This is a genomic window from Cognatiyoonia sp., from assembly GCF_965661665.1.
Lineage (GTDB): Bacteria > Pseudomonadota > Alphaproteobacteria > Rhodobacterales > Rhodobacteraceae > Cognatiyoonia.
Genome location: NZ_CBFIEO010000003.1, coordinates 24,611 through 48,386, shown reverse-complemented (window position 1 = coordinate 48,386; position 23,776 = coordinate 24,611). Strand labels below are relative to the sequence as shown.

Sequence of the window (23,776 nt, the reverse complement as noted above, 5' to 3'; positions counted from 1 at the left end):
CTGCACACCCTCGAAAAACTGGGTGCTAGTACAGCTAAAGCTGACTATTTACGACGCTTATTGAGGCCAGTGCGCCGCAGGCATTTTTGTGCAGTAAATGTGCCGAGAGCGGCACCCTGTGGCTATTGAATTGCGAAACGTTTGGTGCAGCCGAATTTGGTTGCACGCCTTGGAAGTTTAGGTGCCGAAGCATTCAAATCCAACTTCCGAAGAGATTTGTGATTTACGAGTGGGAAGCGCTTGCGTGTGTAACGCAATACAGTCTCACTTAAATACGAATTATTCGCTAGGCCCAAGACCGAAAAAACGTCAGATTTATTCTAGCTGCTTTGAAAGGTTGAATCTTGAATAGCTTAAATAAGGCGCCAGCCGGTTGGTTTGTCAGCCGTCCAATCGTGTTGGTTTCCTAAGCGCTAATTGGTTTGTTTGGATGTTCTAGCATTTTCTATTATGGCTTTTCCTTAGGCCTTCCAGAGGCGCTGTGGCCATTTTGGGTCGGCAACTTCTTTGCAACACTATCATTTCAATTCTTTAGTAGCGTAGCAGTGGCAGTGATATTTTCGCGTTGTGTTTTAGTTTGTTTCTTTCTCGATTTCTGCGAAATTTTACTGAACTTGTAGGTGACCCGTTTTCAGGAATCTTGGAGTGATTTTCCGGAAAAACGGGGCACGGCCAATTGATCGGGAAATCCAAGTTCGGGTGAAGCTGATCGCTCGTTGGATTAGACAAAAAAATCCTAGTCTCGACCCTCATCGGACTGATAGTATTTTCGTGGCTCTTTCTCGGAATACATAATCTTCGGTATGTGCCGGCTGGCATCGTGATTTTCCCTTTGCTGTGGACATTGACTAGCCTTGTTGAGCTGCGGCGGCCGTTTGCCACTCCAGAAAATACCAAACAATTCTCAAAACATCGGGTTGCTAAGGCATTTTCTTTGTTTCTTGCAATGTATGTTAGGGTCTGCGTGTTTCTGCCTGGACTGGCAAATCTCCAAAGCTGTCTCGACACTAAAGTCAGCATTGGTGTCGCGGGAGGAGCACGGCATTCTCCAATCGTAGCTGTGACTAGTGTTGGTATTTTGGTCGCGAAAAGAAGAGACAACCAATCAACTTGGTCAAATCTTTTTGCTATATCCGGGGATTTCCTACCATTTGATAATGTTCTGTCAATTGGACAGCAACACTGAGGGATTATTGCTATCCAATACCGGGCATCGCCGGGGCCGGGGCTCCGCCCATTCGTGGTTGAAAAGGTTTCCCAGACCATTTCCGATACGCCGCGCGCACCCCCCGAGGTCCACGCGCTTCCGTAGGTTACTGCAACCCTAACTAACCGTCCTTAATCAGTCAGTAATGAAGTTTTGCTGCGAAATCGTTTCGCGTAACTTTCTCCACGGACGTTAAGGTAGCACTCCTGTCCTTTTGCGCCTGATAATATAAACGCAGCAGAGCAGGACGGCGGCGGCGGGGATGCCGGCCTCAATCGGGGGGAACATGACGTGGTAGTAGATCGCGCCTAAAAGCTCGCACACCCCGATGAACGTCCCGAACCAGCTTGCCAGGCCGAGGTCGACAAAGCTTTGCAGCGCCACCTCATTGCCGGACAATTTCAGCGCAGTCGCCATCAACATAACGAGGTTCACAATACTCATGGCGATGTAGTTGACGTATTTCATGGGTGTCCCCTTCCCATTGCTTCTAGCTGACCCCAGTCAGCACCAGAAATTTCGAAAATCGCAAAAAAATGCAGTGTGCTGATTTTTCAGGCGGAATCCGCGTCTTCCACAGCTTATCCACCGACCTCTCCCATTTTTCCCCCACAAGAAATGTTTGCACCCCCCTTGCTCGACTCACGTCACTTGCCCCAGCCTCAAGTCATCGCCAAGGAGCTTCGGCAACCAAGCGGGACGCAGAAGACCCACTGCGGAGGATGAGAGACGAGACAGGCAACTGGATCGAGGATCAGAGACCACAGGGATAGAAGCTAGAGACTAGGGTTTCTTTGAAGCCGGAGGATCAGGGCGGTATCAGTAGGGACTATGCGGGTCATCAAGGGCAACCGCGATGATCGTTGTGGAGGATCGAAAGAGACAAAGCAGCAGCGAGGGGACCTTCGGGGACCTGAGCATTTGAAGGCGGCATCTTCGGATGCGGTTTTCAGAGAAGGTGTCAGGGGGCTTCGGCCAAGCACAGACCGCGTCTATGCACCTGACACCTTTTTATATTTTTAGATATTTGAAGCTGGAACGGGGCTTGGATCCATGTTCCAAGCCCCGCCGTCAGGAATGCAATTACCGCGTCTATAATGCACCAGTATTTCTCACCTAGCGGAGAGCGAATCACTTATCAACAGGATATTGTGGATAAGTCGTCAGGTTTTTTGTGTCGTGGGCGCTGTGACGGGTCGTTTTCGCGGTTGCGTGCGGGCGGGCTGTTGCCTCTAGTACTGCCATGTCGAACCCACCCATCATCGTTGTCGGAGCCGGAATAGTCGGGGTCAGCACCGCGATTTGGTTGCGGCGGTTTGGCAAAGCGGTGCTGCTTATGGACCGCGCCGCGCCGGGGGAGGGGGCGTCGTTTGGCAATGCCGGCTTGATCGCACGGTGGGCTGTGACCCCCGTGACGACTCCAGGGCTTTGGAAGGACATTCCGAAGTTTCTCAGTAAACCCTCCAGCCCGCTGTTTGTTGAGTGGGGCTACCTGCCGCGTATGTTGCCGTGGCTGATGCGCTATCTGTCCCACGCCACGGACCGCAAAACATTGCAGATCGTTGATGACCTTCACCCATTGCTGCACGACGCGGTGGATCAGCACAAAGCGCTGGCGCAGGGTACGTCGCTGGACCGTTGGGTGCGCGATAGCAAGCTGAGCTACGTCTACAAGGATGAGGCAGCGTTCCGTCAGGATGCTTATAGCTGGGCCCTCAAGGCGCGTTGCGGGTTCGAGCCGACGCTGATCACCGGTGGGGCGGTTCAGGAGGAAGAGCCGATCCTTGGTTCACATGTCCAATGTCTGGCCGTGCTGGAAGGGCAGGGGCACAGCACGGACCCTGGCGGTTACGTCAAAGCGCTTGCGCAGCTTTTCGAAGAAGAGGGCGGGCGGTTTGTTCAGGCAACGGTGCAGGATATCGGGAAAGAGGACGGTAGAGTCTGCCATGTTGCGACCGATCAGGGGCGGTTCGACTGTGCGGAGGTGGTGCTCACTGCGGGGATTTGGTCGAAAGACCTGATGGCCAAGCTGGGGCTGAAGGTGCAGCTCGAGGCGGAGCGGGGCTATCACGTTCTATTCGAAGACCCCTCCATCCTGCCCCGTAACCCGATGATGATGACGAGGGGCAAGTTCGCCGTGAACCCGATGGCGCTGGGATTGCGCTGCGCAGGTACGGTTGAATTGGGCAGTCATAAGACTGGCCCACGCCAAGCTCCGACAGACTTCATAAAGAAGAGTGCGGCGGAGGCGTTTCCGACCTTGCGGTATTCCGGCACGAAAGATTGGATGGGGTTCCGCCCGTCCACGCCTGATAGCCTTCCCATGATTGGGCAGATTGGAGCGACGGGCATCTATACTGGGTTTGGGCATCAGCACATCGGTTTGACTGCTGGACCCAAGACGGGGCGCATTTTGGCACAAATGTTGAGTGCGCAGACCCCGAATGCGCCGCTCGGCGCTTACGACCCCATGAGATTTCTGGGATAAGAGTTAGAAGCGGTCGATCGTTTCTGCCGCCGCTTGATGTCGCGGCCGATGCCTTTGACCGTCTCACAGGCGCTCAAAGCCAAATTGACGATCTCTTCGCGTCTAACCGCTAAACAACAGAAAAGAATACAAGGTTTTTAGCGGCCTAATCGCTAGAAACAAGTGAGGTAAGAGTTGATCTGTTATCCTCAAAACTGGTGGGGGCCATGTAAAACGGAGAACAAGACATGACAAAGAACTACATCGCCATCGCCCGCACTCGTCGTATGATTGCACTGAGCGAAATTGAAAATCGGAAGCGCAACGGCGCTACGATTTCAAAAATCCAAACATTGCCAACACTGACCACGCGCCACATCGACGCAACATTCCGCTCTTGCCGCACTGTTCAGTCAGCTGTCGCACTCGCAGCTTAAGTCGCTCAAATCTACACCTGTACCTACGTAACTATTCTGATCGTTATCCGTTCCGGGTGGTGACCAATTATACGGAGAACAATATGATCATCAAATACGCAAAAATCGCTCAAAACCGTCGCCTTGTTGCTGTTGCAGCGCTCGCTAAACGCGCCAAGCACGTACAAAAGTCAGCTGACGTTATTGCTTTCCCAAGCCGGAAAACACGTTTGGCGCAGGTCGCCAATGATGCGCGTCGCTCCGCGCTGTCATTCACTCAACTGTCACTCGCAGCTTAATCAGAACACTCAGTACACGTTGTAATTATTTGTTCGTTACCCGTCCCTTGGGGGCTACTAAATCAACGGAGAACAACATGACTACATCATACACAGAACTCGCTCGCTCACGCCGTCTTGTCGCAATCTCTGCTGTCGCAGAACGTAAGTCCAACGACGCCACCGTCACCAAAATTCTCACGCTGCCAGGTGTCACTCAACGTCACATGGACACAGTGTTCCGGACCCGTCGGACTTTTTCAGCGCCGGTTTACGAGGTGCCGCTCGCAGCTTAGGGGCGTTGCGGCAAGGCTGGGCCCCGCCGATTGCGAACACGATCGCATGCCCATGCAGCCGCTAGACGTACCCCCCAGTTGGTAAGCAGGCCCTCGACCCAATTTTCCCGCCTCAGGAAGGATTGGAGGGTCTGCTTGCCAAACTTTTCGAAGTTTAGGGGTCATGAAACGCCAGAAATGCAGCTACCGCCGCCTCAAATTCGCGAGGCTTCTCCGCATGAAGCCAGTGACCTGCTTGGGGAATTCTCGCGAATTTGGCGGCGGTAAACAATTCCCGGATAACGTTGCGGTGGTCCGTTTTGACATAGTCCGAGACCGCCCCCGACAAAAAGAGCGTCGGGACGTTGGTGGGGGTGACATTATCCGGGAAGCCTACAATCTTATCCATTTCTTTCGTTAGAACATCGAGGTTGAGGCGCCAAGTTTTTGATTTGAGATCATGGCTTTGGAGCAGAAAATCAGCCAATTCTGGGCTTACATCGCTCAATTGATCCTTTGCATCGGACCTGCTGTTCACTTTCGTCAAATCAACAGCGCGCATCACATTGATCGGACCCATCTGGGTGTGTGTGTAAGTGACGGGTGCGATGTCAGCCACGATGAGGCTGACCACTTTTTCAGGGTAGAGCGTGGTGAATAGCATCGACGCCTTGCCGCCCATCGAATGCCCTAAGACGTGCATCGGTTGATCGACGATTTCGGCCAGATCAGAGGCCATATCCTCATAGCTATGGGTGTCGAACCACGGGCTCATCCCGTGATTGCGCATGTCGACAGCGATGACTTCGCGGTGGGCGGATAGGCGTTTGGCGATGACGCCCCAATTGCGGGCCGAGCCGAAGAGCCCATGCGCAATCAGCAAGGGGGGCAGGTCGGCGGCTGTGCCGTGTCGGATGAAATTGAGCATAGGGTTTCCCGCGTTTGTCCTGTCATAGCCATTGAGAATTGGTCTGGCTACCGCTAGGAGCGGGGCAATGGTAGAAACGACGCTTTCAGAGCAAGTCACAACAATCTGTACGCTGTTTGAAGAGCGGATGCGGATCAAAGGTGCGACGTTGGAGCGTCAGATCTACAAAGCGGGGCGAACGCTACCGAAGTCTGTTCGGAGGGCGGCGAAAAATATCGCGGCGGTGCAGGCGATGTCGGAGCATCCGAAACTGTCGAAACAGGTTGATCACGCGGCGCTGCGCAAGGATGCCGCCTTGGTGATCGCGCATTTGCAAAAGAAGGACGCGCGGGATGAGCGGATTGGCCGGATTTTGGTGTTTCTTGCCAAGATCTCAACCGCTCTGATCTTGGGCTTTGTGCTGACCATTTGGTATTTGTGGTCACGCGGGTTGGTGTAGGGCCCGCGTTTCAGCGGACCCTATGAATCACTTAAGCATTTGGATAGATTGGGAATTTATCGCAAAGTGCCTCAACCTCGGCGCGGACTTTGGCCTCGACCTCGCCGTTGCTGTCTTCGCCATTGGTGGCCAGCCCATCAACCACTTCGACGATCCAGTCAGCCACTTGGCGGAACTCTACTTCGGTAAAGCCGCGTGTGGTGCCGGCTGGTGTGCCAAGGCGGATGCCGGATGTGACCATTGGCTTTTCTGGATCGAATGGAATGCCGTTTTTGTTACAGGTGATATGGGCGCGTCCAAGGGCAACCTCAGTCGCGTTGCCTTTGACGCCCTTTGGACGCAGATCAACGAGCATCAGGTGCGTGTCGGTCCCGCCGGAGACGATGTCGAGCCCGCCTTTCATCAACTGATCGGCCAAGGCTTGCGCGTTTTTGACAACCTGCTCTTGGTAAGTTTTGAACTCTGGGCGCAGCGCCTCCCCAAAGGCCACGGCTTTGCCTGCGATGACATGCATCAGCGGGCCACCTTGGATGCCAGGGAAGATGGCGGAGTTGCACTTCTTGGCGATGGTTTCATCGTTGGTAAGGATCATGCCGCCCCGTGGACCGCGCAAGGTTTTATGCGTTGTCGTCGTTGCCGCGTGGGCGTGTGGGAAGGGGGATGGGTAGATGCCCGCGGCGACAAGACCCGCGAAATGTGCCATATCTACAAGGAGATAGGCACCAACACTGTCGGCAATCTCCCGCATACGGGCGAAATGAATGACGCGCGGGATAGCGGAGCCCCCGGCGATGATCATCTTTGGCTGATGCTCGGTCGCGAGGGATTGCACCTCATCATAATCAAGCAGGCTGTCTTGCTTGCGTACGCCGTATTGCACGGCGTTGAACCATTTGCCCGATTGGTTGGGCTTGGCGCCGTGGGTCAGGTGGCCGCCTGCGTCGAGTGACATGCCGAGGATCGTATCACCCGGTTGAAGAAGCGCTTGAAACACGCCTTGGTTCGCTTGGGACCCGGAGTTTGGCTGCACGTTGGCAAATTCACATCCAAATAGCTGCTTTGCGCGGTCGATGGCGAGGTTTTCGGCCACATCGACGTGCTGACAGCCGCCGTAATAGCGGCGACCGGGGTAGCCTTCGGCGTATTTATTGGTCATCACGCCGCCTTGCGATTCCATCACGGCGGCGGAGACGATGTTCTCGGAAGCGATCAGCTCTATCTCTTTGCGCTGGCGGCCTAGTTCGGCCTGCGTTGCGGCGTAGATTTCAGGATCGCGGGTGGCGAGGGTTTCGGTGAAGAAACCGGAGTCTTTGACGGTGGCATTCATGGGGATTCTCTCCGGAAGCAAGCAATTTGAGCGCCTGATACAAGAAGTTTCCGATAGGAAAAAGTGACAAAACGTCCAACATCATCATGAGTCCGACATGTTACCGCTCGCAGCTGCGACTTGCGTTTCCGGTTGGATCATTGGACAACCTGTCTGAACAATTCGAAGGTTTTCCGATGCCGCGCCAAAAGATAGCGTTCCTTGCCAGCGAAGTGCCGATTGCGCTGAAAGCGAAATCGACGCTTGAGAAGCGATATGGCTCGGGCTCTGTCGAGGATGCGGATGTGATTGTCGCTTTGGGCGGCGATGGGTTTATGCTGCAAACCCTGCACGCGACGCAGCACAATCCCGCGCCTGTCTATGGGATGAACCGCGGCACGGTGGGGTTCATGCTCAATGAGTTTTCAGAGGATGACCTGTTGGAGCGGTTGGATGCAGCAGAGGAAGAGATCATCAACCCGCTGCGGATGACCGCGCTTTGTGTTGATGGGTCGATGCATGAGGCCTTGGCAATCAACGAGGTGAGCTTGCTGCGGGCCGGTCCACAAGCGGCGAAGCTGCGGATCACGGTCGACGGCAAGCTGCGGATGGAAGAGCTGGTCTGCGATGGCGCGTTGGTGGCCACACCTGCGGGATCGACAGCCTATAACTACTCCGCCCACGGGCCGATCTTGCCGATTGGATCGGATGTTTTGGCCCTGACCGCGATGTCTGCGTTCCGCCCACGCCGCTGGCGGGGGGCTCTGCTGCCAAAACGCGCTGTTGTTCGATTTGATGTCAGAAATCCCGAAAAACGACCCGTTATGTCCGATGCAGATGCGAAATCTGTAAGAAATGTCGCGAGCGTGGAGATCAGATCAGAGCCCGATGTGGCCCATAAGATCCTGTTTGATCCGGGTCATGGGCTGGAAGAGCGGTTGATCAGAGAGCAGTTTGTTTGAGGGCTACTCGCTACAAACCTTCTCGAGAGCGCCTAAAAATCAGCGGAACGATAATATCTGTATTTTTGATTTCAGCACTTTTGGCGTGTTCTGACGAGACATCCAAGCTGAACCAAATTGAAATTAATGACAACGGGAACGGCAATTTCAGTGGTACCGCCGGAATTAGTTTTGACGGGAGAGATGTTGTTGGGTTTGTCGAGGTCACCATTTGCGACGAAGATCAAGTCGTAGTTGAGTTTTTCAGGGACTACACCTTAGGGCTCGGAGGGTTTCGAGGACGCTGCGGAGACTCCTAGCTATAGCCTCGACCGAATTGAAACAGTAAACGCTCGCAGTCGTTCTTGAGTTGGCTTTAACTCAACTTTTAGGACTAAATCGAAAGCCTAAGGCCCGGAACAACCCGAAGGCGCCGGGCCGACACCTTGGGTTCCGCCCGTTCTTGGCTGAAACGATCCACTGGATTGGTTCCAAGACACCTCGAACTCCCGGCGGGCTGGTGTTTTGGGTTCTGTTGATTTCAGAAATTCTGGGGAATGCGTTTGGCGGCCATAAAGTGTTGTCGAAATGAGGTCAGAAAACTACCCCCCGGGGCAGGTGTTGGCCCTCTGTCAGGACGACGGGCTGATGATCTCGACCGTCTTCACGTCCAATTCCGCTTCATAGTCCGCGCCGTAGGCAACAATCCCTACGCTAGTGATCTGGGCATGATCAAAGCGGTCCGGTAAACCGCCTTGGGGTTTGAAGTCTGACCAGTTCAGCGTCACCTCTGACCAATCCGCTGTGCTTTCAAAGCTGGCGGCGTAGTACTGCCACGGGCGGCGGGAGGTCGTGGGGCGGAGGTGGATGTAGTAGCGTTTGCTGTTGCCGCGAGCGGTGAGCCGGATGCCAGTGGATGCGGCCGGAAGGGCGGTCGAGAGTTGGCGTCGGATTTGGATGAAACCTCCGTTGTTGGCGGTGCTGACCTCTCCCGATAGGCGGGCAAATGTCTCGTCCCCTTCTTTGAAGAACGCCGCGCCCCCATTCGACACGCCGCCCATCACACGGTCGCTGACATAGGACCAGCCGGTCGCTTCGCCGTCTGTGAAATCCTCTATTATCATCGGGTTAGCCCATGTGGTGCTGGCCGTGAGCCAGAGCGCTGCAATCCATCTCATGCTGAAATGATAGGGCGTGCGGGGCCTAGGACAACCGACCGTAAAACGTCATACGCGCGCTTTCGGACAGTTCAACGCCGGGTTCAGCATTGTACGCCAGTACCGCCAACATGCGGGTGCGGTCGCTTTCATTGGGGGAGACGCGATGGATGGAGTTGCGGCCCCGAAAGAGCACCAAATCGCCGGGGTTCATGGAGAGCACGTCCGGCTGGGTGCGGCAATCAAGTAAGGCGGCGACGCCTTCAAAGTTCATGTCGCCCGCGTCGGCGTCGCGCAGGTCTTTGATGTACTCAAACGCGCTGCCCGCATCGGGCTTCTGAATGAGGAGCGTGATCGCGAAGGATGAGTTGTCGAAGTGCCAGCCCAATTCCTGCCCGCGGTTCGCGTAGTGAATGTTGATGGAGGACAACGGATCGGCGTAGGGGTGCAGCTCGGACTGGCGGACGGTGTTTTTGATGAAGCTGCGAAAGGCAGGATCATCATAAAGTGCGCGAAGGGGGCTTTCAGCGGCAACCAAGTCGTCGCAAATGCAGCCTTTGGAGGAGACGACTTGTCTGTTGGCGGGGTGGTCGTCTGGAAAGGCCGGATCGTGCGGCGTGAGATAGACGGAGTGGTTTTGTGCGCAGAAATAGGCGCGGGGTTGGCCTGCTTCCGCCTCCACCTGCATCGCTTTGAGTGCGTTGGGTTGGATCAGGTTCGGGAGGACGAGCACGCCGTCCTGATCGAGAGTCTCCGCACAGCTCGCAATGTAGGCGTCATCGGTGAGCGGGTGCGTTGCAAGATCGACGATGTCCCCAAGCTGCATCACTGACCCTTTGCATAACCCATTTGGATCAATGCCTCTTTAATCTCGTCAAGGATGGCAGGATCGTCAATTGTGGCGGGCATTTTGAAGTCTTCATTGTCCGCAATCTTGACCATTATGCCGCGCAGGATCTTGCCGGAGCGTGTCTTTGGCAGGCGATCAACCACGGTGACGAGTTTGAAGGCAGCAACTGGGCCGATCTTTTCGCGCATTAGTTTGATGCAGTCTGATTTAATTTGATCCTCCGGTGTTGTGACGCCTTTGTTGAGACAGACAAATCCCATCGGCAGTTGCCCTTTCAACTGGTCGGTCACGCCGATCACGGCGCATTCAGCGACGTCGGGATGGGCGGCCAAAACCTCCTCCATCGCGCCGGTGGAAAGGCGGTGGCCCGCGACGTTGATGACGTCATCGGTGCGGGCCATGATGTAGAGGTATCCATCCTCATCAATCATGCCAGCGTCGCCCGTCTCATAGTAGCCGGGGAAGGTGTTGAGGTAGCTTTTCTTAAAGCGATCTTCGGCGTTCCACAGCGTGGGGAGAGTGCCAGGAGGGAGCGGAAGTTTGACGGCGATGGCGCCGAGTTCGCCGGGGACGACTTGGTTGCCGCCTTCGTCGAGAATCTGGACGTCAAACCCAGGCATCGCCACGGTGGGCGAGCCGATTTTGACAGGCAATGCCTCGATCCCCGCGGGGTTGCCCGCGATGGTGTAGCCAGTTTCGGTCTGCCACCAGTGGTCATAGACGGGCACGCCAATTGTGCGTTGCGCCCATTCAATCGTGTCTGGATCGGCGCGTTCGCCCGCAAGGTAGAGCGCGCGGAGGCCGGACATGTTGTATTTCTTGATCTCTTCGCCTATCGGGTCCTCGCGTTTGATGGCGCGGAAGGCCGTGGGTGCGGTGAAGAAGCTGCGGACGTTGTGTTCTGAAATCACGCGCCAGAAGGTGCCAGCATCAGGGGTGCCGACGGGTTTGCCTTCGAACACAACGGTGGTGTTGCCGTGGATAAGCGGGGCGTAACAGATGTAGCTGTGACCCACGATCCAACCCACGTCGGAGGCGGCCCAGAACACATCACCTGGATCGCATTGGTAGATCGCTTTCATGGTCCAATTGAGCGCCACGAGGTGGCCCGCGGTCGGGCGCACGACACCTTTTGGCTGACCCGTCGTACCAGAGGTGTAGAGGATGTAAGCGGGGTGGTCGCCTTTGACGGGAATACAGGGGGCGGGGTCCACACCCGCCTGCAGCTCTTGCCAATCTATATCGCGGTCTGTGAGTGCGGCCTTGCACTCATCCCGTTGTAAAATAACGCAGAAATCTGGCTTGTGGGTGGCGAGATTGATGGCCCCGTCGAGCAAAGGTTTGTATTCGACGATGCGGCCCGGCTCGATCCCGCAGGAGCCAGCGATGATGGCTTTGGGTGTGGCATCATCGATGCGGACGGCGAGTTCGTTGGCCGCAAAGCCGCCGAACACGACGGAGTGGATCGCGCCAATGCGGGCGCAGGCGAGCATGGCGGTCAGCGCCTCTGGCACCATCGGCATGTAGATGATGACGCGGTCGCCTGTTTTCACGCCTTTTGCCAAGAGGCCGCCAGCCAAGCTGGCGACGTCATACTTGAGTTGGGCATAGGTGATCGTGCGTTTGGTGTTGGTGATCGGGCTATCGTAAATGATAGCGGCCTGATCGCCACGGCCGTTTTCGACGTGACGGTCGACGGCGTTGTAGCAGGTGTTCACTTCTGTATCGGTGAACCAGCGGTAGAGGGGCGCGTTGCTGTCGTCGAGCGCGGTTGTCGGAGCTTTGACCCAATCGATGGCCCGCGCCTGTTCGAGCCAGAACTCTTCAGGTTTATCGGCGGCGCGTGCGTAGACGTCTGCGTACTTCATTGGGCGGTCCTCCCTCCACTCTGTCAGACAGTGGTAGGCAGGATCAGAAAGTGCGGCAAGTGGGTTTTGAGGACGTGTGGGTGCTGGTGTAAATTTTTTTGCAGCTTTGGGTGGTTAGCCGTATTGCGCGACCGGCGTGCCAGCGAGGGCTGACATGTTGAGGAGGCCCCGCGCGGTGATCGACGGTGTGACGATGTGGGCGCGGTTGCCCATGCCCATCAGAATAGGACCGACTTCGAGCGCGTCGCCCTTCATTTTCAATATGTTACGGACGCCTGAGGCCGCGTCTGTGTTGGCGAAAATGAGCACGTTGGCGGGGCCTTCGAGGTGGGCGGCGGGGAAGACGCGGGCGCGCAGGTCAGGATCGAGCGCTGCATCGATGTGCATTTCGCCTTCAAACGCGAAGTCGCGCGGTTCCGCATGGAGGATATCCATCGCGGCCCGCATCCGGCGGCCGGAGTCGCTGTCGAGGTTGCCAAACTGGCTGTGCGAGCAGAGCGCGATATTGGGGGTCACCCCGAACCGCTGCGCATGGCGGGCGGCGCCGATCACGGTTTCGGCGATCTGTTCGGGTGTGGGTTCCGTGTGGATTTGCGTGTCCGCAATAAAAAGTGGGCCATCTTCGAGGATCATCATGGAGAGCGCCCCGACAGGGCGCAGGTCATCGGTGCCGAGGATTTGTTGCACGTAGTTCAGATGCCAGAGGTATTGGCCGAAGGTGCCGCAGATGAGGCTATCCGCCTCCTCCCGATGGACCATCACGGCCCCGATGGCCGTGGTGTTGGTGCGCATGATCGCTTTGGCGAGGTCGGGTGTGACCCCTTTGCGGGCCATAATGTCATGGTAGGTGCCCCAATAGGCGCGATAACGCGGATCGTTTTCGGGGTTCACGATTTGGAAGTCCTCACCCGGTCTGATTTTGAGGCCAGCGCGTTTGCAGCGCGCCTCAATCACTTCGGGACGGCCAATTAGGATTGGCTCCTCAGGCGTTTCTTCCATGATGGCTTGGGCGGCGCGCAGGACACGCTCGCTTTCGCCTTCAGCAAAGACGATGCGGCGGCGGGCGGTTTTGGCGGCCTCAAAGACGGGGCGCATCAGGAGCGCGGATTTGAAGACGGAGCCGTCCAGCAATTGTCTGTAGGCAGCGATGTCGGCGAGGGGGCGGGTCGCGACGCCGCTGTCCATCGCAGCTTTAGCCACGGCGGTGGCGACAACGCCCATCAGACGCGGATCAAAGGGCTTGGGGATGAGGTAGTCCGGGCCAAAGGTGAGCTCTTCCCCCTGATAAGCGGCGGCGGCTTCGGCGGAGGTGGTTTCGCGGGCGAGGGCGGCGATGCCTTCGACGCAGGCGATCTTCATCTCGTCATTGATGTCCGTTGCGCCGACGTCCAATGCGCCACGGAAAATGAAGGGAAAGCAGAGGACGTTGTTGACTTGATTGGGCACGTCGCTGCGGCCCGTGGCGATAATCGCATTCGGGTTGGCTTGGCGGGCGGCGGTGGGGTCAATCTCCGGTGTTGGGTTGGCGAGGGCGAAGATAATCGGCGTGTCGGTCATCTTGCCGACCATTTCGGGGGTCAGGATGTTGGGACCGGACAGACCAAGAAAAAGATCAGCGCCTTCAATTACTTCGGCAAGTTTCGCGGGTGTTGTGCCTTGCGCATAACACGCCTTTTGCGGGGTCATCTCCGCCTCCCGCCCTTCGTAGACGAGCCCTTCGATGTCAACCAGCCAGACGTTTTCGCGCTTTACGCCCATCTTGAGGAGCATGTTGAGGCAGGAGATGCCAGCGGCCCCGCCGCCAGTGCTGACGATCTTGATGTCCTCAAAGGATTTGCCTGCCAGACGTAGCGCGTTCTTTGCGGCCGCGCTGACAACGATGGCGGTGCCGTGTTGATCGTCGTGGAACACAGGGATGTTCATGCGCTCGCGGCAGATCTTTTCGACGATAAAACAATCCGGCGCTTTGATGTCTTCAAGGTTGATCGCGCCGAAGGTTGGTTCCATCGCGCAGACGATATCGGCGAGCTTTTCGGGGTCAGGCTCATCGAGTTCTATGTCAAAACAGTCGATATTGGCAAATTTCTTGAAGAGGACGGCTTTGCCTTCCATCACGGGTTTGGAGGCGAGGCCGCCGATGTTACCGAGGCCGAGCACGGCCGTACCATTGGAGACGACTGCGACGAGGTTGCCGCGCGCGGTGTAATCGCGGGCGGTGTCGGGGGTATCTTTAATCTCCAAACAGGCATCCGCAACTCCGGGGGAGTAGGCAAGTGACAAGTCACGCCCGTTGGCGAGAGGTTTCGTGGCGCGGATTTCGAGTTTTCCAGGCTTTGGCGTGCGGTGATAGTCCAGAGCTAACTGACGGAAATTATCGTTTTTTGAGCGTACCACGCTGCGGTCCTCCAATATAGTTTAATATTAAACTATCTTTAATTTGTTCAATATATTGAATTGGTGAAGCAGGGGGAAGCAGTAATTCCAGCTTGCATCTTGAATGGTGTTCAATACTGTCGAGAGACGGCCAGAGGGAGATAGATTATGACCTTGATGGATGACGCGCGGAAGGTTCGTGAAAACGCCCATGCGCCCTATTCAAACTTCAAGGTTGGGGCGGCTGTACGCACCGTATCGGGCGCGGTTTTTGTTGGCTGCAACGTCGAAAACGTGGCCTATCCCGAAGGAACATGCGCCGAAGCGGGTGCGATTGCCGCGATGGTTGCGGCGGGGGAGCGGGGGATTGCGGAAGTCGCCGTGATTGCCGACAGCCCAAAGCCTGTCAGCCCGTGTGGGGGATGCCGTCAGAAGTTGGCAGAGTTTGCGGCGGGCGAGGCTCTTGTAACTTTGGGCACGACGGATGGTACCGAACTCACGACAACGGTTGGAGCGTTGCTACCTGGTGTGTTTGATCAAGCTTACATGTCGAAGGTTTAGCAGTGGATGCCAGCTCCATCATAGCCAAGGTGCGTCGGAAGGTGGCGCCGACTGAAGCAGAATTGGTGTGGTTTACCAATGGGTTGGCAAGCGGCGCAGTGTCTGACGCGCAAGCGGGGGCCTTTGCAATGGCGGCGTGCCTCAACGGTTTGGGGCCGGAGGGGCGCGTGGCGTTGACCCGTGGAATGCGGGATAGTGGTGATGTGCTCAAGTGGTCATTGGATGCGCCTGCTCTGGACAAACATTCGACAGGCGGGATTGGGGATTGTGTCTCGCTTATTCTTGCGCCGATGTTGGCGGCTTGCGGTGTCTATGTACCGATGATTTCGGGGCGCGGATTGGGGCATACGGGCGGGACGTTGGACAAGTTGGAGGCGATCCCGGGTGTGTCGACCGACGTTCCAGAGCGGCGGTTGCGGCAGATCATCGACTCCGTCGGCTTTGCGATTATCGGGGCCACGGGGCAAATCGCGCCTGCAGATCGGCGGCTTTACGGCATTCGGGATGTGACAGGAACGGTCGAGAGCGTCGATCTCATCACCGCGTCGATCCTGTCGAAGAAGCTGGCGGCGGGGCTGGATGGTTTGGTCTTGGATGTAAAGACCGGATCGGGCGCATTCATGAAATCGGAAGAAGAGGCGCGGGAACTGGCGGAGGCGCTGGCGGAAACGGCGACTGGCGCCGGGTGTCCTACGAAGGCGTTGATCACTGATATGTCTCAGCCTTTGGCACCAGCCTTGGGCAACGCTTTGGAAGTGAGCATTTGTATGGAAGTTCTGTCCGGCAACGTCGATGTGGCGCCGCGGTTGGTGGACCTCGCCGTGGCGCTAGGATCCGTGGTTCTGGAGATTTCGGGGCAGGAGCGGGCGCTTGCCAAGATTAAGCTGGAGGATAGCCTTGGCGATGGATCGGCGTTGAAACGCTTTGCTAATATGGTGTCCGCCTTGGGTGGTCCGCCAGATATGGCCGACGACTGGCGTACGCATTTACCTTCCGCGCCTGTTGTGGGTGATGTTTTGGCCCCGCGGAGCGGCTATGTTGCCGCGATGGATGGGCAAGGGTTGGGCAATGTTGTCGTGGGGCTTGGCGGTGGACGGCGGGTCGAGACCGACAACATTGATCCCGCGGTTGGGCTGTCGGAGATTATTGATTTGAATGCGAAAGTTGAACGCGGTCAGCCATTGGTGACGATCCATGCGGCGGATGAGGACGCGGCGGAAGCGGCGGCCAAGGCTGTATTGGCAGCCATGACGATTGTGGATGAAGCGGGCGCGACGCCCAAGCTGATCTTGGCGGAGGTCGGGTGATGCCGCGCGCGTTTCTGGTTGTGATCGACAGCGTCGGAATCGGCGGCGCACCGGATGCGGGTCAGTTTTTCAACGACGGCGTGCCGGACACGGGTGCGAACACGGTGGGCCACATCGCGAAAGCCTGTGCGGCTGGTTTGGCAGACGACGGGCGTAGCGGACCTTTGGCGGTGCCAAACATGCTCAGTCTGGGGCTAGGAAAGGCGTTGAAGCTCGCCTCTGGCGCCTATCATCTGCCTTTGACGGGGGAGCTGCGCGGGGCTTGGGGCGCGGCGACGGAGGTGTCGCATGGCAAGGACACACCGACAGGTCATTTGGAATTAGCAGGTGTGCCGGTGCCGTGGCAGTGGCACGTGTTCCCGAATGAACAGCCGGCCTTTCCAGAGGCTGTGACACAGCGGATTTGTGAGCTTGCGAGTGTGGATGCGATCTGGGGCAACTGCCACGGGTCTGGCACGGCGATTATCGATGACTTCGGCCCGCAGCATATCGAGACGGGCTTCCCGATTTGCTACACCTCCGTCGACTCTGTTTTGCAGATCGCGGCGCATGAGGAGGCGTTCGGCCTCGAGCGATTGCTCAAGCTCTGTGAGGGTCTTGCGCCGATGGTGCATGAGATGAAGGTCGGGCGCGTCATCGCGCGGCCGTTTATTGGGGATGCCAAGACAGGGTTCAAGCGGACGCAAAACCGCAAGGATTTCGCCATCGCGCCGCCTGCGCCTACGCTTTGCGATCAGGTTCATGCGGCGGGGCATCCTGTCCATGCAGTGGGCAAGATTGGTGATATCTTCTCCATGCGTGGGATTGATGATGTTGTGAAGGGGGCGGATGCGTCCCTGTTCGATCACTTACACCAATATGCGCGAACGGCAGAGGATGGAGCGTTTGTCTTTGCAAATTTCGTGGAATTTGACAGCGCCTATGGCCATCGCCGCGATGTGTCGGGCTATGCACGGCATTTGGAGTGGTTTGATCGCGCGCTGGGCGATGTGTTGGCAGACTTGAAGGACGATGATTTGTTGATCATCACAGCCGATCATGGGAATGACCCGACGTGGGTTGGCACGGATCACACGCGCGAACGGGTGCCGGTTTTGATGTCTGGGCCCCCCGCAGGGCGATTGGGTCACATGGGGTTTGTTGATGTGGGGGCCACCGTCGCCGCGCATCTGGGTGTTCCTTACACTGGGGAAGGTCAAAGCGTTTTATGAGTATGAAATCCCTGCCAAAAGTGGAGTTGCATCTGCATCATGAGGCGGCCGCCCCGCCTGCGTTCATTCGTGGATTGGCGCAGGAGAAAAACATCGACATCAGCGGCATTTTTGATGATGCAGGCAATTACATCTTCCGCGATTTCGAGCATTTCCTGACTGTCTATGATACCGCTTGTCTGCCGCTCCAGACGCCAGAGGATTTCAAGCGGCTCACCTTGGCTGCTTTGGAAGAGACGGCGGCGCATGGGGTGATTTATTGCGAGACGTTCGTGTCGCCGGATTTCTGTGGTGGGTCCGATTTGACCGCGTGGCGGGAGTTTCTGGCGGCGATGGAAGAAGCCTCAAAACAAGCTGAGCGTGACTTTGGCATTGTGCATCGCACCATCGTCACCTGCCTGCGGCATCTAGGGCCGGAGAAGGCCAAGCCTGCTGCTTTGTGTGCAGCGGAGACGGCGGGCGATTATCTCGTCGGTTTCGGTATGGCAGGGGCAGAGATGATGGGGCGTCCCGGTGATTTTGCCTATAGCTTTGATGTTGCGCGGGAGGCGGGGCTGCACCTGACATGTCACGCTGGCGAATGGGGCGGCCCGAGCATGGTGGCAGAGACTTTGCGTGATCTGCGTGTCGGGCGGGTTGGGCACGGGATTGGGGCCATTCAGGATCCAGAGGTCGTCCGGCAATTGGTCGATCAGGACGTGGTGTTGGAGGTTTGTCCGGTTTCCAACGTTGTGTTGAAGGCCGTGCCGAGTTGGGAGGCGCATCCCATTCAGAAACTGCGGGAAGCTGGTGTGAAGGTAACAGTCTCGACCGATGATCCGCCGTTCTTTCATACCACGATGACAAATGAATACGTGCAATTGGAAAAGCGGTTTGGCTGGAGCTTGGACGATTTTCGTGAGATCACGGGTGTGGCGCTTGAGGCGGCTTTTTGCGATGATGCAACACGTCAGTTTCTGATAAGCCGAGTGGAGGCAGAATGACCGAGCACGTAACCTATGTGACCCACCCTTTGGTGCAGCACAAGTTGAGCATCATGCGGGACAAGGCGACCTCCACCGCGCAATTCCGGCAATTGCTGCGCGAGGTCAGTCAGCTTTTGGCCTATGAGATCACGCGCGAGTTGCCGATGGAGACGGAGCGGATTGAAACGCCGTTGGAGCCAATGGACGCGCCAAAGCTGGCGGGCAAGAAGTTGGCCTTGGTGTCGATCTTGCGGGCGGGGAACGGGTTGCTCGATGGCATCCTAGAATTGATCCCGTCGGCGCGGGTGGGCTTTGTCGGGCTTTACCGCGATGAAGAAACGTTGGAGCCTGTGGAGTACTACTTCAAAGTGCCGACCGAATTGTCGGAGCGGTTGGTGATCGCAGTAGACCCGATGTTGGCAACAGGAAACTCCTCCGTCGCAGCGATTCAGAAGTTGAAAGATGCGGGTGCAAATGACATCCGCTTCATGTGTCTTTTGGCGGCACCTGAAGGGATCGCGCGGATGCGGGAGGCGCATCCAGACGTGCCAATCGTGACTGCTGCGATAGATAATCACCTGAATGAAAACGGTTACATCGTGCCAGGGCTAGGGGATGCGGGCGACCGGATGTTCGGTACAAAATAGGCCAAGTTCGCCTTTACAGGTTTGGGGTGTTGCGGCACCCCCCCCCCCACAAGATCTCGTGGCAGATATTATGTGACTGCACAGTATTTTGGCAGGACTTTTAGCGATTTCAACGACAGCTGGCATGGCACATGCGTCGTCTAGCGGTGTTCCAGCAGAGTTTCCTCCGGCTGATTATGCAGGCAATCAATATGTCGACAGCAACGGATGTACGTTTATTTGCGCGGGCATCAGTGGCGTGACCAACTGGGTGCCACGGGTGGATTGCACGCGCATGCAGCTGTGTAACTTCACACCTACGTTTGCCAATTCCGCGGAGACAGACACAGCAGAGGCAGACGTTGCTGCTGCGGTTGAAGCACCCGCAGTCGCCGCACCTTTGGTGCGAGCGCCGACAGCAGCCGAACGGGCGTGCGCGAAGCTAGCCCTTCTGACTGCGACGACACCTGCGCCGGCACCCGTTCCAGCGGCGCCGCTGGTCGATCGGCCACTGCTGACCTTGGCTGACGTTTGTGAGGGAAAATACGGTATCCAACCAGTGTTCATCAGCAGCTCAACGGGTAAAGAGATTGATTGCGGGCTTGCGTCTGCGGGTACATCCGTGGCCGCGGCCCCAGCGGTGGTTCCAACGCCTACTGTTGACCCTGTTCCGCGCATGACGATGGCGGACATTTGTGAGGCGATGGCCAACAGCCCGATCCGCTACACGGGCGCTAACACCGGCAAGCTGATCGAATGCCCAGGCATGGCTGCGCCGACCGTGGCGACGTCTCCCGCAGCCGCTGTAGCACTGTCCACTGGTGGTGCGGTGTAGATGGAGCTTGATCGCGGGATTATGGGCGCATCTTGTAACCTGGATCACACCGAACGGGGGCATCGCGTTGTGTGCGATCCCGTCTGGCCCCGCACGAAAGCAGCCATTTCGTTCTTGGGCACGCCTGAGGTGCCTGCCTCCAACCCGACCGGTCGTCAAACCGCGCTTGCGGGTCCATTTAAAGGCGACGCACCGGTTTGGGATGACGGTCGGTTGAACCCAAATCGTAGGCTTCAAACGCAACGCGCATTTGCTGTGGCACCCCGCTCAAATCTATCGAAGCCCTTCATTCAAGTTGGTAGCTTTGGTGTCCATGCGAACGCAGATCAATTGGTGGCACGTTTGCAGTCTTTGGGCGTTCCAGCGCAGACAACGTTGCGCGGCAACCTGATGTTTGTTGCGGCGGGGCCATTTGCGGATGGATCACACCAACAGTCAGCCCTGCAAACCATTCGGGGCATGGAATTTTCGGACGCATCCCTGAAGAACTGATTGAGCCCTCCCGGGCAAGGGCCTCGCGCGTGTCTTGCGGTGCTTTTCCTCGTTTGGGGCTGGGATTTAGTCGCAGATGCCTTGAAGGCTGACCCAAGCATTGTCTTGCAAGACAATCACTGTCTCGTAGTCGGTTGGGGCCTCAGGCCCACCAACTTCAGAAAGATAGGGTACGAGGTTCACCTTGGCGTCCTGCGCCATTGCCCCAAGTCCCTTGGGCGATGCGTTTGGGGCGGCGCGGTCGATCAGCGCGTTTGCGTGGGCCGCGATATGCTCTGCCGCCAGATCGCCCGTCGTCAGAAACCTGAGTGTCGGCTGAATTCCTGCCCCGTCGATCACCTTCCCAAGGGGATCAGCGGCGTCAGCGCGGGCTTGGGCCGCAAGGATGTATCCCGCTGTGATCGCGGGTTCGTCGACGGTTTCAAAAGTCGATTTGTCGATCACGATGGTGCCACCGGGGAGAACGACGGAGCCGCCAACGGCGCTTGAGGTTGCGACAATGGTTGGCCTTGGTTCAGTGTCAAAGAGCCGCGTCGCCAGCGATTGCAGCGCCGCCCGTCCGCGCGCGTTAGCACAGAACGGCCCCGCCGTTTCGCGGATGTTTTGAAGGATGGCGGCGTCAATTTCTGCCCGTTTGGAGGCGGGTACGACGCCCAATGTTTGTTCCCTGACAGCTCCAGGGAACCAAAAGACTGCCAAGGCTGCAAAGCCAACGATGCCTGCTACGATCAGCACAGACCGAAGTTTACCCTTTTGGGGGCGGCCAGTGAGGAGCGTCTTGCGCACCTTTTCGATCGCATCAATCATCAATTCGTCGGCGATTTCCAACGTTTCATCCGCATCGGCTTGAGGTGCGAATAAGGCGGGTCTGGTGCCTTCGTTCAGACGGACGATTGCGGGGAGGGACCAGTGGGTTAGGGGGCGACCAGCGGCATCGGAAATCACCAACGTGGCGTTGCCGAAGGACACCACAGTATCGCGGCGTTGGGCGTCTTTCGTCTCGCGCCAAAGCCCTTCGCTTTCCAGTCTTTCGTACTGATCGAGTGCTGTCATGTGCCTGCCGAGTTTTTCGGCAGTATGCACAATCACAACCGGTTGAACAGCGCATCTGAGCCAATGTCATCACGGCCCGCTCACCATTTAACCATCCCTTAACCAATACTCCCTAGCGTGCTGCGAGGTTTGAGAGCCGAGCGCTCAAATCACTACGACTAAAGGCATGAAATGACCCCGAGACGAATTGGCTTGTGCGGAATGTCACCGCACGCCAGAAGTCATGTGGTGGCAGCAGATACCGGCCAACTTGCAATATGCGCTGGGCACGTGGGCGCATTTGGCTATCAGCCGATCACGTCGGCCACCTGCATCGGATGCCATGATCGCCCCAATGATCGGCATCCGATCTATCGGTTTCGGGAGGCGCGGTTTCGCGACGCTTTGGATGTGGTCGAAGCCACCTCCTGTCTGGGCTTCCATACGGAACACACGGATGAGCGCGCCTTTGCCACACTTGATTTCTGCCAAGCCTATCATGAGCCGCTGAAGCTGAATTCCGACCCGTTGGACATCGATCATGTCACGCTGATCAAAGCGAATGCGTGGGAAAGTGGCCTCGGCTGTCACGACTTCCACGGGAACCATGTGCATCGCGTGCCTACCGTCGTGGCGGAGGCTTTCAGTGCCGACGCGCTCCACGATTACCTGAAAAGCGGGCCGAGCCCGTATGGGACCACCAAACAATATGAAGGGAAGACGCCATGATTACATTTCGTTTTATCCTGCCGGGCGTGTTTTCGTGTCTGGCGATTTTCCTCTTTGTTACCGCGCCAGCCCCGCTGCCGGAGCATAGGCAAGTCGCAAGCATGGAACGGCAGGTGAATGCGGCACATGTGTTCACAGCCGTGAACGCCGTGAATCAGGCGGCGCGGCAGATTTACACCAGTCGGATCGTCGGCGCTCGGAAGAAGGCTGGTCTGGGATTTGGCGAAGATTGGGCGGAGCAGGGTGTGGAGAAGGCCCGTCGCCCGCCTTATTCCTATGGCTGACCAGCGCACGGTTAGAAGCGAAGCCAACGCGGTTGAGCCTTTATCTCGGCTCCGATGAGCCGATCAATAAATCAAACCTCTTTGATGCGGCGCAGATGGCAACGTTTGAGGAGGTGAAGGCAAGTGGCGGTCTGGTTTTTTCGGCCATTGAAGGAGTTGGCGTGGTTGGCATGTTCCCCGATTTCGCCTCTGCCGGTCCTTGCGTAAGTTGCCATAATGAGCATGACGATAGCCCAAAAACGATTGGAGGATGGGCGATGTGATGGGGACCACGACGTGGACCTATCCGCAGGGCAGTTTGGGGGCGGATGAGTATTTGGCGATGAAAGAGCAGCTTTATGAAGCCGTGGAGTAGGCTTATGCGCTCTATCTTGATAAGGTCGCTGGGTTTTCGGAGGAGGTGGCCATTGGGGGCGACTGGCCAAGTGACGGGGTGAAAGCCCTGCCTGATCTGGAGACTTTCTTAGCCGCTGTCGGGCAAGCCGCGTCCCCTCAGGTGATGGAGGAGTTGATCATCATTTCCGATGCGGGAAGGCAGCCGTGATGTCGACGCCCCGCGCGATTGTTCAGACGCCCTATGCTTTCTTCGGGTTGGTCGGGCTTTGCATAGTCTCAGCCGCGCTGCTGTCGGGTTGGTAAGGGCGGCTTGTCCCAGAAGATGTCAGTTTTGTTTGGCAGGTGATCACAGGTGTCGGATTGCTCGCCGCCATGACGTTCCAATGGGTGCTCTTCTACAACCGCTGGACTGGGCAGGCACGAGTGAATGATGTGATCCAGCACCGCTGGGTTAGTATAACAACCGTGATCCTGTTCGGGCTCCACGCGGCACGGGTCTGGCATACGTGGATGTTGGCGCTGACCATTCTGTTTCTGCTGATTGGGATCACGGGCATCCTGAACAAACAGATCGTGCGATTTCAGACACGGGGCGGCTACCTAACATGGCTCGCGCTTCATGTCGGGATGTCCGTTGCAATTATCCCATTGATCGCGGTGCATATTTGGGTGGCGCTGGCTTACTAGCGTCTTTGGGACTTCGGTTCCCGAAACACCATGGCCGAAACGATTGCTACGACGAGGGAGACGCCTCCGACATACAAAGCGATCGATCGGTGCGTTGCGTAGGCCTCAACAAAAGCGGTTGCTTCTTCCGGTGAATGCCCCGTGGCAACGAGATGGTCGTAAGACTAAGATGACTTCACCAGTTGCAGATAAGCGGCGTAGCCGAA

The 23,776-nt window shown here is 57.0% G+C and carries 26 protein-coding genes; 18 read left to right on the top strand and 8 right to left on the bottom strand.

Going from position 1 to position 23,776, the window contains the following annotated elements; translation table 11 throughout:
* Positions 1-1,399: 1,399 nt before the first annotated feature.
* Positions 1,400-1,675, bottom strand: coding sequence for a DoxX family protein (locus tag ACTF5F_RS02680; protein WP_438955342.1), 276 nt, complete (start codon positions 1,673-1,675; stop codon positions 1,400-1,402).
* Positions 1,676-2,450: 775 nt separating this feature from the next.
* Here ACTF5F_RS02680 and ACTF5F_RS02675 point away from each other — a divergent pair.
* From ACTF5F_RS02675 to ACTF5F_RS02660, 4 genes are all read left to right on the top strand, one after another.
* Positions 2,451-3,695, top strand: a complete 1,245-nt coding sequence (locus ACTF5F_RS02675; protein ID WP_438955341.1) for an NAD(P)/FAD-dependent oxidoreductase — start codon at positions 2,451-2,453, stop codon at positions 3,693-3,695.
* Positions 3,696-3,922: 227 nt separating this feature from the next.
* Positions 3,923-4,111 carry a hypothetical protein gene (locus ACTF5F_RS02670; protein ID WP_438955340.1) on the top strand — a complete coding sequence of 63 codons (189 nt, stop codon included), beginning with the start codon at positions 3,923-3,925 and terminating at the stop codon, positions 4,109-4,111.
* 83 nt (positions 4,112-4,194) lie between these two features.
* The gene (locus tag ACTF5F_RS02665; RefSeq protein ID WP_438955339.1) at positions 4,195-4,389 is read left to right on the top strand and encodes a hypothetical protein; all 195 of its coding nucleotides are present in this window, start codon (positions 4,195-4,197) and stop codon (positions 4,387-4,389) included.
* A gap of 77 nt (positions 4,390-4,466) precedes the next feature.
* Positions 4,467-4,664 carry a hypothetical protein gene (locus ACTF5F_RS02660; RefSeq protein WP_438955338.1) on the top strand — a complete coding sequence of 66 codons (198 nt, stop codon included), beginning with the start codon at positions 4,467-4,469 and terminating at the stop codon, positions 4,662-4,664.
* A gap of 154 nt (positions 4,665-4,818) precedes the next feature.
* On the opposite strand, the gene ACTF5F_RS02655 is transcribed toward ACTF5F_RS02660, so the two are convergent.
* Positions 4,819-5,571, bottom strand: coding sequence for an alpha/beta fold hydrolase (locus ACTF5F_RS02655; RefSeq protein WP_438955337.1), 753 nt, complete (start codon positions 5,569-5,571; stop codon positions 4,819-4,821).
* A gap of 67 nt (positions 5,572-5,638) precedes the next feature.
* Between ACTF5F_RS02655 and ACTF5F_RS02650 the strand changes: the two genes are divergently transcribed.
* Positions 5,639-6,010 carry a hypothetical protein gene (locus tag ACTF5F_RS02650; protein ID WP_438955336.1) on the top strand — a complete coding sequence of 124 codons (372 nt, stop codon included), beginning with the start codon at positions 5,639-5,641 and terminating at the stop codon, positions 6,008-6,010.
* A 31-nt stretch (positions 6,011-6,041) separates the two neighbouring features.
* Here ACTF5F_RS02650 and glyA read toward each other — a convergent pair whose 3' ends face one another.
* Positions 6,042-7,337, bottom strand: a complete 1,296-nt coding sequence (glyA, locus tag ACTF5F_RS02645; RefSeq protein WP_438955335.1) for a serine hydroxymethyltransferase — start codon at positions 7,335-7,337, stop codon at positions 6,042-6,044.
* A gap of 176 nt (positions 7,338-7,513) precedes the next feature.
* Between glyA and ACTF5F_RS02640 the strand changes: the two genes are divergently transcribed.
* Positions 7,514-8,278, top strand: coding sequence for an NAD kinase (locus ACTF5F_RS02640; RefSeq protein ID WP_438955334.1), 765 nt, complete (start codon positions 7,514-7,516; stop codon positions 8,276-8,278).
* Between the two features lie 611 nt (positions 8,279-8,889).
* On the opposite strand, the gene ACTF5F_RS02635 is transcribed toward ACTF5F_RS02640, so the two are convergent.
* The 4 genes from ACTF5F_RS02635 to ACTF5F_RS02620 form a co-directional block, all read right to left on the bottom strand.
* Complete coding sequence (locus ACTF5F_RS02635; RefSeq protein WP_438955333.1) at positions 8,890-9,435, bottom strand: CIA30 family protein; 546 nt, start codon at positions 9,433-9,435, stop codon at positions 8,890-8,892.
* Positions 9,436-9,460: 25 nt separating this feature from the next.
* Positions 9,461-10,240, bottom strand: coding sequence for a HalD/BesD family halogenase (locus ACTF5F_RS02630; RefSeq protein WP_438955332.1), 780 nt, complete (start codon positions 10,238-10,240; stop codon positions 9,461-9,463).
* Positions 10,240-12,132 carry a propionyl-CoA synthetase gene (locus ACTF5F_RS02625; RefSeq protein WP_438955331.1) on the bottom strand — a complete coding sequence of 631 codons (1,893 nt, stop codon included), beginning with the start codon at positions 12,130-12,132 and terminating at the stop codon, positions 10,240-10,242. The genes ACTF5F_RS02630 and ACTF5F_RS02625 overlap by 1 nt, the downstream gene beginning before the upstream one ends.
* Positions 12,133-12,246: 114 nt before the next feature.
* A complete protein-coding gene (locus ACTF5F_RS02620) occupies positions 12,247-14,526 on the bottom strand; it encodes an NADP-dependent malic enzyme (protein ID WP_438955330.1) in 2,280 nt (759 codons plus the stop codon).
* Positions 14,527-14,673: 147 nt separating this feature from the next.
* Between ACTF5F_RS02620 and ACTF5F_RS02615 the strand changes: the two genes are divergently transcribed.
* The 7 genes from ACTF5F_RS02615 to ACTF5F_RS02585 all read left to right on the top strand — a co-directional run bounded on the left by ACTF5F_RS02615 (position 14,674) and on the right by ACTF5F_RS02585 (position 20,502).
* A complete protein-coding gene (locus ACTF5F_RS02615; RefSeq protein WP_438955329.1) occupies positions 14,674-15,066 on the top strand; it encodes a cytidine deaminase in 393 nt (130 codons plus the stop codon).
* 2 nt (positions 15,067-15,068) lie between these two features.
* On the top strand, positions 15,069-16,373 hold the full coding sequence (locus ACTF5F_RS02610) for a thymidine phosphorylase (RefSeq protein WP_438955328.1): 1,305 nt from the start codon (positions 15,069-15,071) through the stop codon (positions 16,371-16,373).
* Positions 16,373-17,584: a phosphopentomutase gene (locus ACTF5F_RS02605; protein WP_438955327.1), complete on the top strand. Its 1,212-nt coding sequence runs from the start codon at positions 16,373-16,375 to the stop codon at positions 17,582-17,584. The genes ACTF5F_RS02610 and ACTF5F_RS02605 overlap by 1 nt, the downstream gene beginning before the upstream one ends.
* Positions 17,581-18,567: an adenosine deaminase gene (locus ACTF5F_RS02600; RefSeq protein ID WP_438955326.1), complete on the top strand. Its 987-nt coding sequence runs from the start codon at positions 17,581-17,583 to the stop codon at positions 18,565-18,567. Before ACTF5F_RS02605 ends, ACTF5F_RS02600 begins: the two co-directional genes overlap by 4 nt.
* Positions 18,564-19,196 (top strand): uracil phosphoribosyltransferase, encoded by a 633-nt coding sequence (upp, locus tag ACTF5F_RS02595; protein WP_438955325.1) that lies wholly within the window; start codon positions 18,564-18,566, stop codon positions 19,194-19,196. Before ACTF5F_RS02600 ends, upp begins: the two co-directional genes overlap by 4 nt.
* Positions 19,197-19,320: 124 nt before the next feature.
* Complete coding sequence (locus ACTF5F_RS02590) at positions 19,321-20,010, top strand: hypothetical protein (protein WP_438955324.1); 690 nt, start codon at positions 19,321-19,323, stop codon at positions 20,008-20,010.
* Entirely contained in the window at positions 20,011-20,502 is a 492-nt protein-coding gene (locus tag ACTF5F_RS02585; RefSeq protein ID WP_438955323.1) for an SPOR domain-containing protein, read from the top strand.
* 66 nt (positions 20,503-20,568) lie between these two features.
* On the opposite strand, the gene ACTF5F_RS02580 is transcribed toward ACTF5F_RS02585, so the two are convergent.
* The gene (locus ACTF5F_RS02580) at positions 20,569-21,555 is read right to left on the bottom strand and encodes a hypothetical protein (protein WP_438955322.1); all 987 of its coding nucleotides are present in this window, start codon (positions 21,553-21,555) and stop codon (positions 20,569-20,571) included.
* A gap of 228 nt (positions 21,556-21,783) precedes the next feature.
* On the opposite strand from ACTF5F_RS02580, the gene ACTF5F_RS02575 reads away from it, so the two are divergent.
* The 5 genes from ACTF5F_RS02575 (at position 21,784) to ACTF5F_RS02555 (ending at position 23,570) form a co-directional block, all read left to right on the top strand.
* Positions 21,784-22,263 carry a hypothetical protein gene (locus ACTF5F_RS02575; protein ID WP_438955321.1) on the top strand — a complete coding sequence of 160 codons (480 nt, stop codon included), beginning with the start codon at positions 21,784-21,786 and terminating at the stop codon, positions 22,261-22,263.
* Positions 22,260-22,547: a hypothetical protein gene (locus ACTF5F_RS02570; protein ID WP_438955320.1), complete on the top strand. Its 288-nt coding sequence runs from the start codon at positions 22,260-22,262 to the stop codon at positions 22,545-22,547. The genes ACTF5F_RS02575 and ACTF5F_RS02570 overlap by 4 nt, the downstream gene beginning before the upstream one ends.
* A 32-nt stretch (positions 22,548-22,579) precedes the next feature.
* Positions 22,580-22,810 carry a hypothetical protein gene (locus ACTF5F_RS02565; RefSeq protein ID WP_438955319.1) on the top strand — a complete coding sequence of 77 codons (231 nt, stop codon included), beginning with the start codon at positions 22,580-22,582 and terminating at the stop codon, positions 22,808-22,810.
* A gap of 137 nt (positions 22,811-22,947) precedes the next feature.
* Complete coding sequence (locus tag ACTF5F_RS02560; RefSeq protein ID WP_438955318.1) at positions 22,948-23,091, top strand: hypothetical protein; 144 nt, start codon at positions 22,948-22,950, stop codon at positions 23,089-23,091.
* Between the two features lie 134 nt (positions 23,092-23,225).
* Complete coding sequence (locus tag ACTF5F_RS02555; protein ID WP_438955317.1) at positions 23,226-23,570, top strand: hypothetical protein; 345 nt, start codon at positions 23,226-23,228, stop codon at positions 23,568-23,570.
* The last annotated feature ends 206 nt before the right edge of the window (positions 23,571-23,776 follow it).

Coding starts and splice junctions, on each gene's coding strand:
- ACTF5F_RS02660 (WP_438955338.1), top strand. CDS start 4,467: ATGACTACATCATACACAGAACTCGCTCGCTCACGCCGTCTTGTCGCA.
- ACTF5F_RS02670 (WP_438955340.1), top strand. CDS start 3,923: ATGACAAAGAACTACATCGCCATCGCCCGCACTCGTCGTATGATTGCA.
- ACTF5F_RS02585 (WP_438955323.1), top strand. CDS start 20,011: ATGGAGCTTGATCGCGGGATTATGGGCGCATCTTGTAACCTGGATCAC.
- ACTF5F_RS02580 (WP_438955322.1), bottom strand. CDS start 21,555: ATGACAGCACTCGATCAGTACGAAAGACTGGAAAGCGAAGGGCTTTGG.
- ACTF5F_RS02570 (WP_438955320.1), top strand. CDS start 22,260: ATGATTACATTTCGTTTTATCCTGCCGGGCGTGTTTTCGTGTCTGGCG.
- ACTF5F_RS02650 (WP_438955336.1), top strand. CDS start 5,639: ATGGTAGAAACGACGCTTTCAGAGCAAGTCACAACAATCTGTACGCTG.
- ACTF5F_RS02605 (WP_438955327.1), top strand. CDS start 16,373: ATGCCGCGCGCGTTTCTGGTTGTGATCGACAGCGTCGGAATCGGCGGC.
- ACTF5F_RS02600 (WP_438955326.1), top strand. CDS start 17,581: ATGAGTATGAAATCCCTGCCAAAAGTGGAGTTGCATCTGCATCATGAG.
- ACTF5F_RS02640 (WP_438955334.1), top strand. CDS start 7,514: ATGCCGCGCCAAAAGATAGCGTTCCTTGCCAGCGAAGTGCCGATTGCG.
- ACTF5F_RS02630 (WP_438955332.1), bottom strand. CDS start 10,240: ATGCAGCTTGGGGACATCGTCGATCTTGCAACGCACCCGCTCACCGAT.
- ACTF5F_RS02680 (WP_438955342.1), bottom strand. CDS start 1,675: ATGAAATACGTCAACTACATCGCCATGAGTATTGTGAACCTCGTTATG.
- ACTF5F_RS02615 (WP_438955329.1), top strand. CDS start 14,674: ATGACCTTGATGGATGACGCGCGGAAGGTTCGTGAAAACGCCCATGCG.
- ACTF5F_RS02590 (WP_438955324.1), top strand. CDS start 19,321: ATGGCACATGCGTCGTCTAGCGGTGTTCCAGCAGAGTTTCCTCCGGCT.
- ACTF5F_RS02675 (WP_438955341.1), top strand. CDS start 2,451: ATGTCGAACCCACCCATCATCGTTGTCGGAGCCGGAATAGTCGGGGTC.
- ACTF5F_RS02665 (WP_438955339.1), top strand. CDS start 4,195: ATGATCATCAAATACGCAAAAATCGCTCAAAACCGTCGCCTTGTTGCT.
- ACTF5F_RS02635 (WP_438955333.1), bottom strand. CDS start 9,435: ATGAGATGGATTGCAGCGCTCTGGCTCACGGCCAGCACCACATGGGCT.
- ACTF5F_RS02625 (WP_438955331.1), bottom strand. CDS start 12,132: ATGAAGTACGCAGACGTCTACGCACGCGCCGCCGATAAACCTGAAGAG.
- glyA (WP_438955335.1), bottom strand. CDS start 7,337: ATGAATGCCACCGTCAAAGACTCCGGTTTCTTCACCGAAACCCTCGCC.
- ACTF5F_RS02655 (WP_438955337.1), bottom strand. CDS start 5,571: ATGCTCAATTTCATCCGACACGGCACAGCCGCCGACCTGCCCCCCTTG.
- upp (WP_438955325.1), top strand. CDS start 18,564: ATGACCGAGCACGTAACCTATGTGACCCACCCTTTGGTGCAGCACAAG.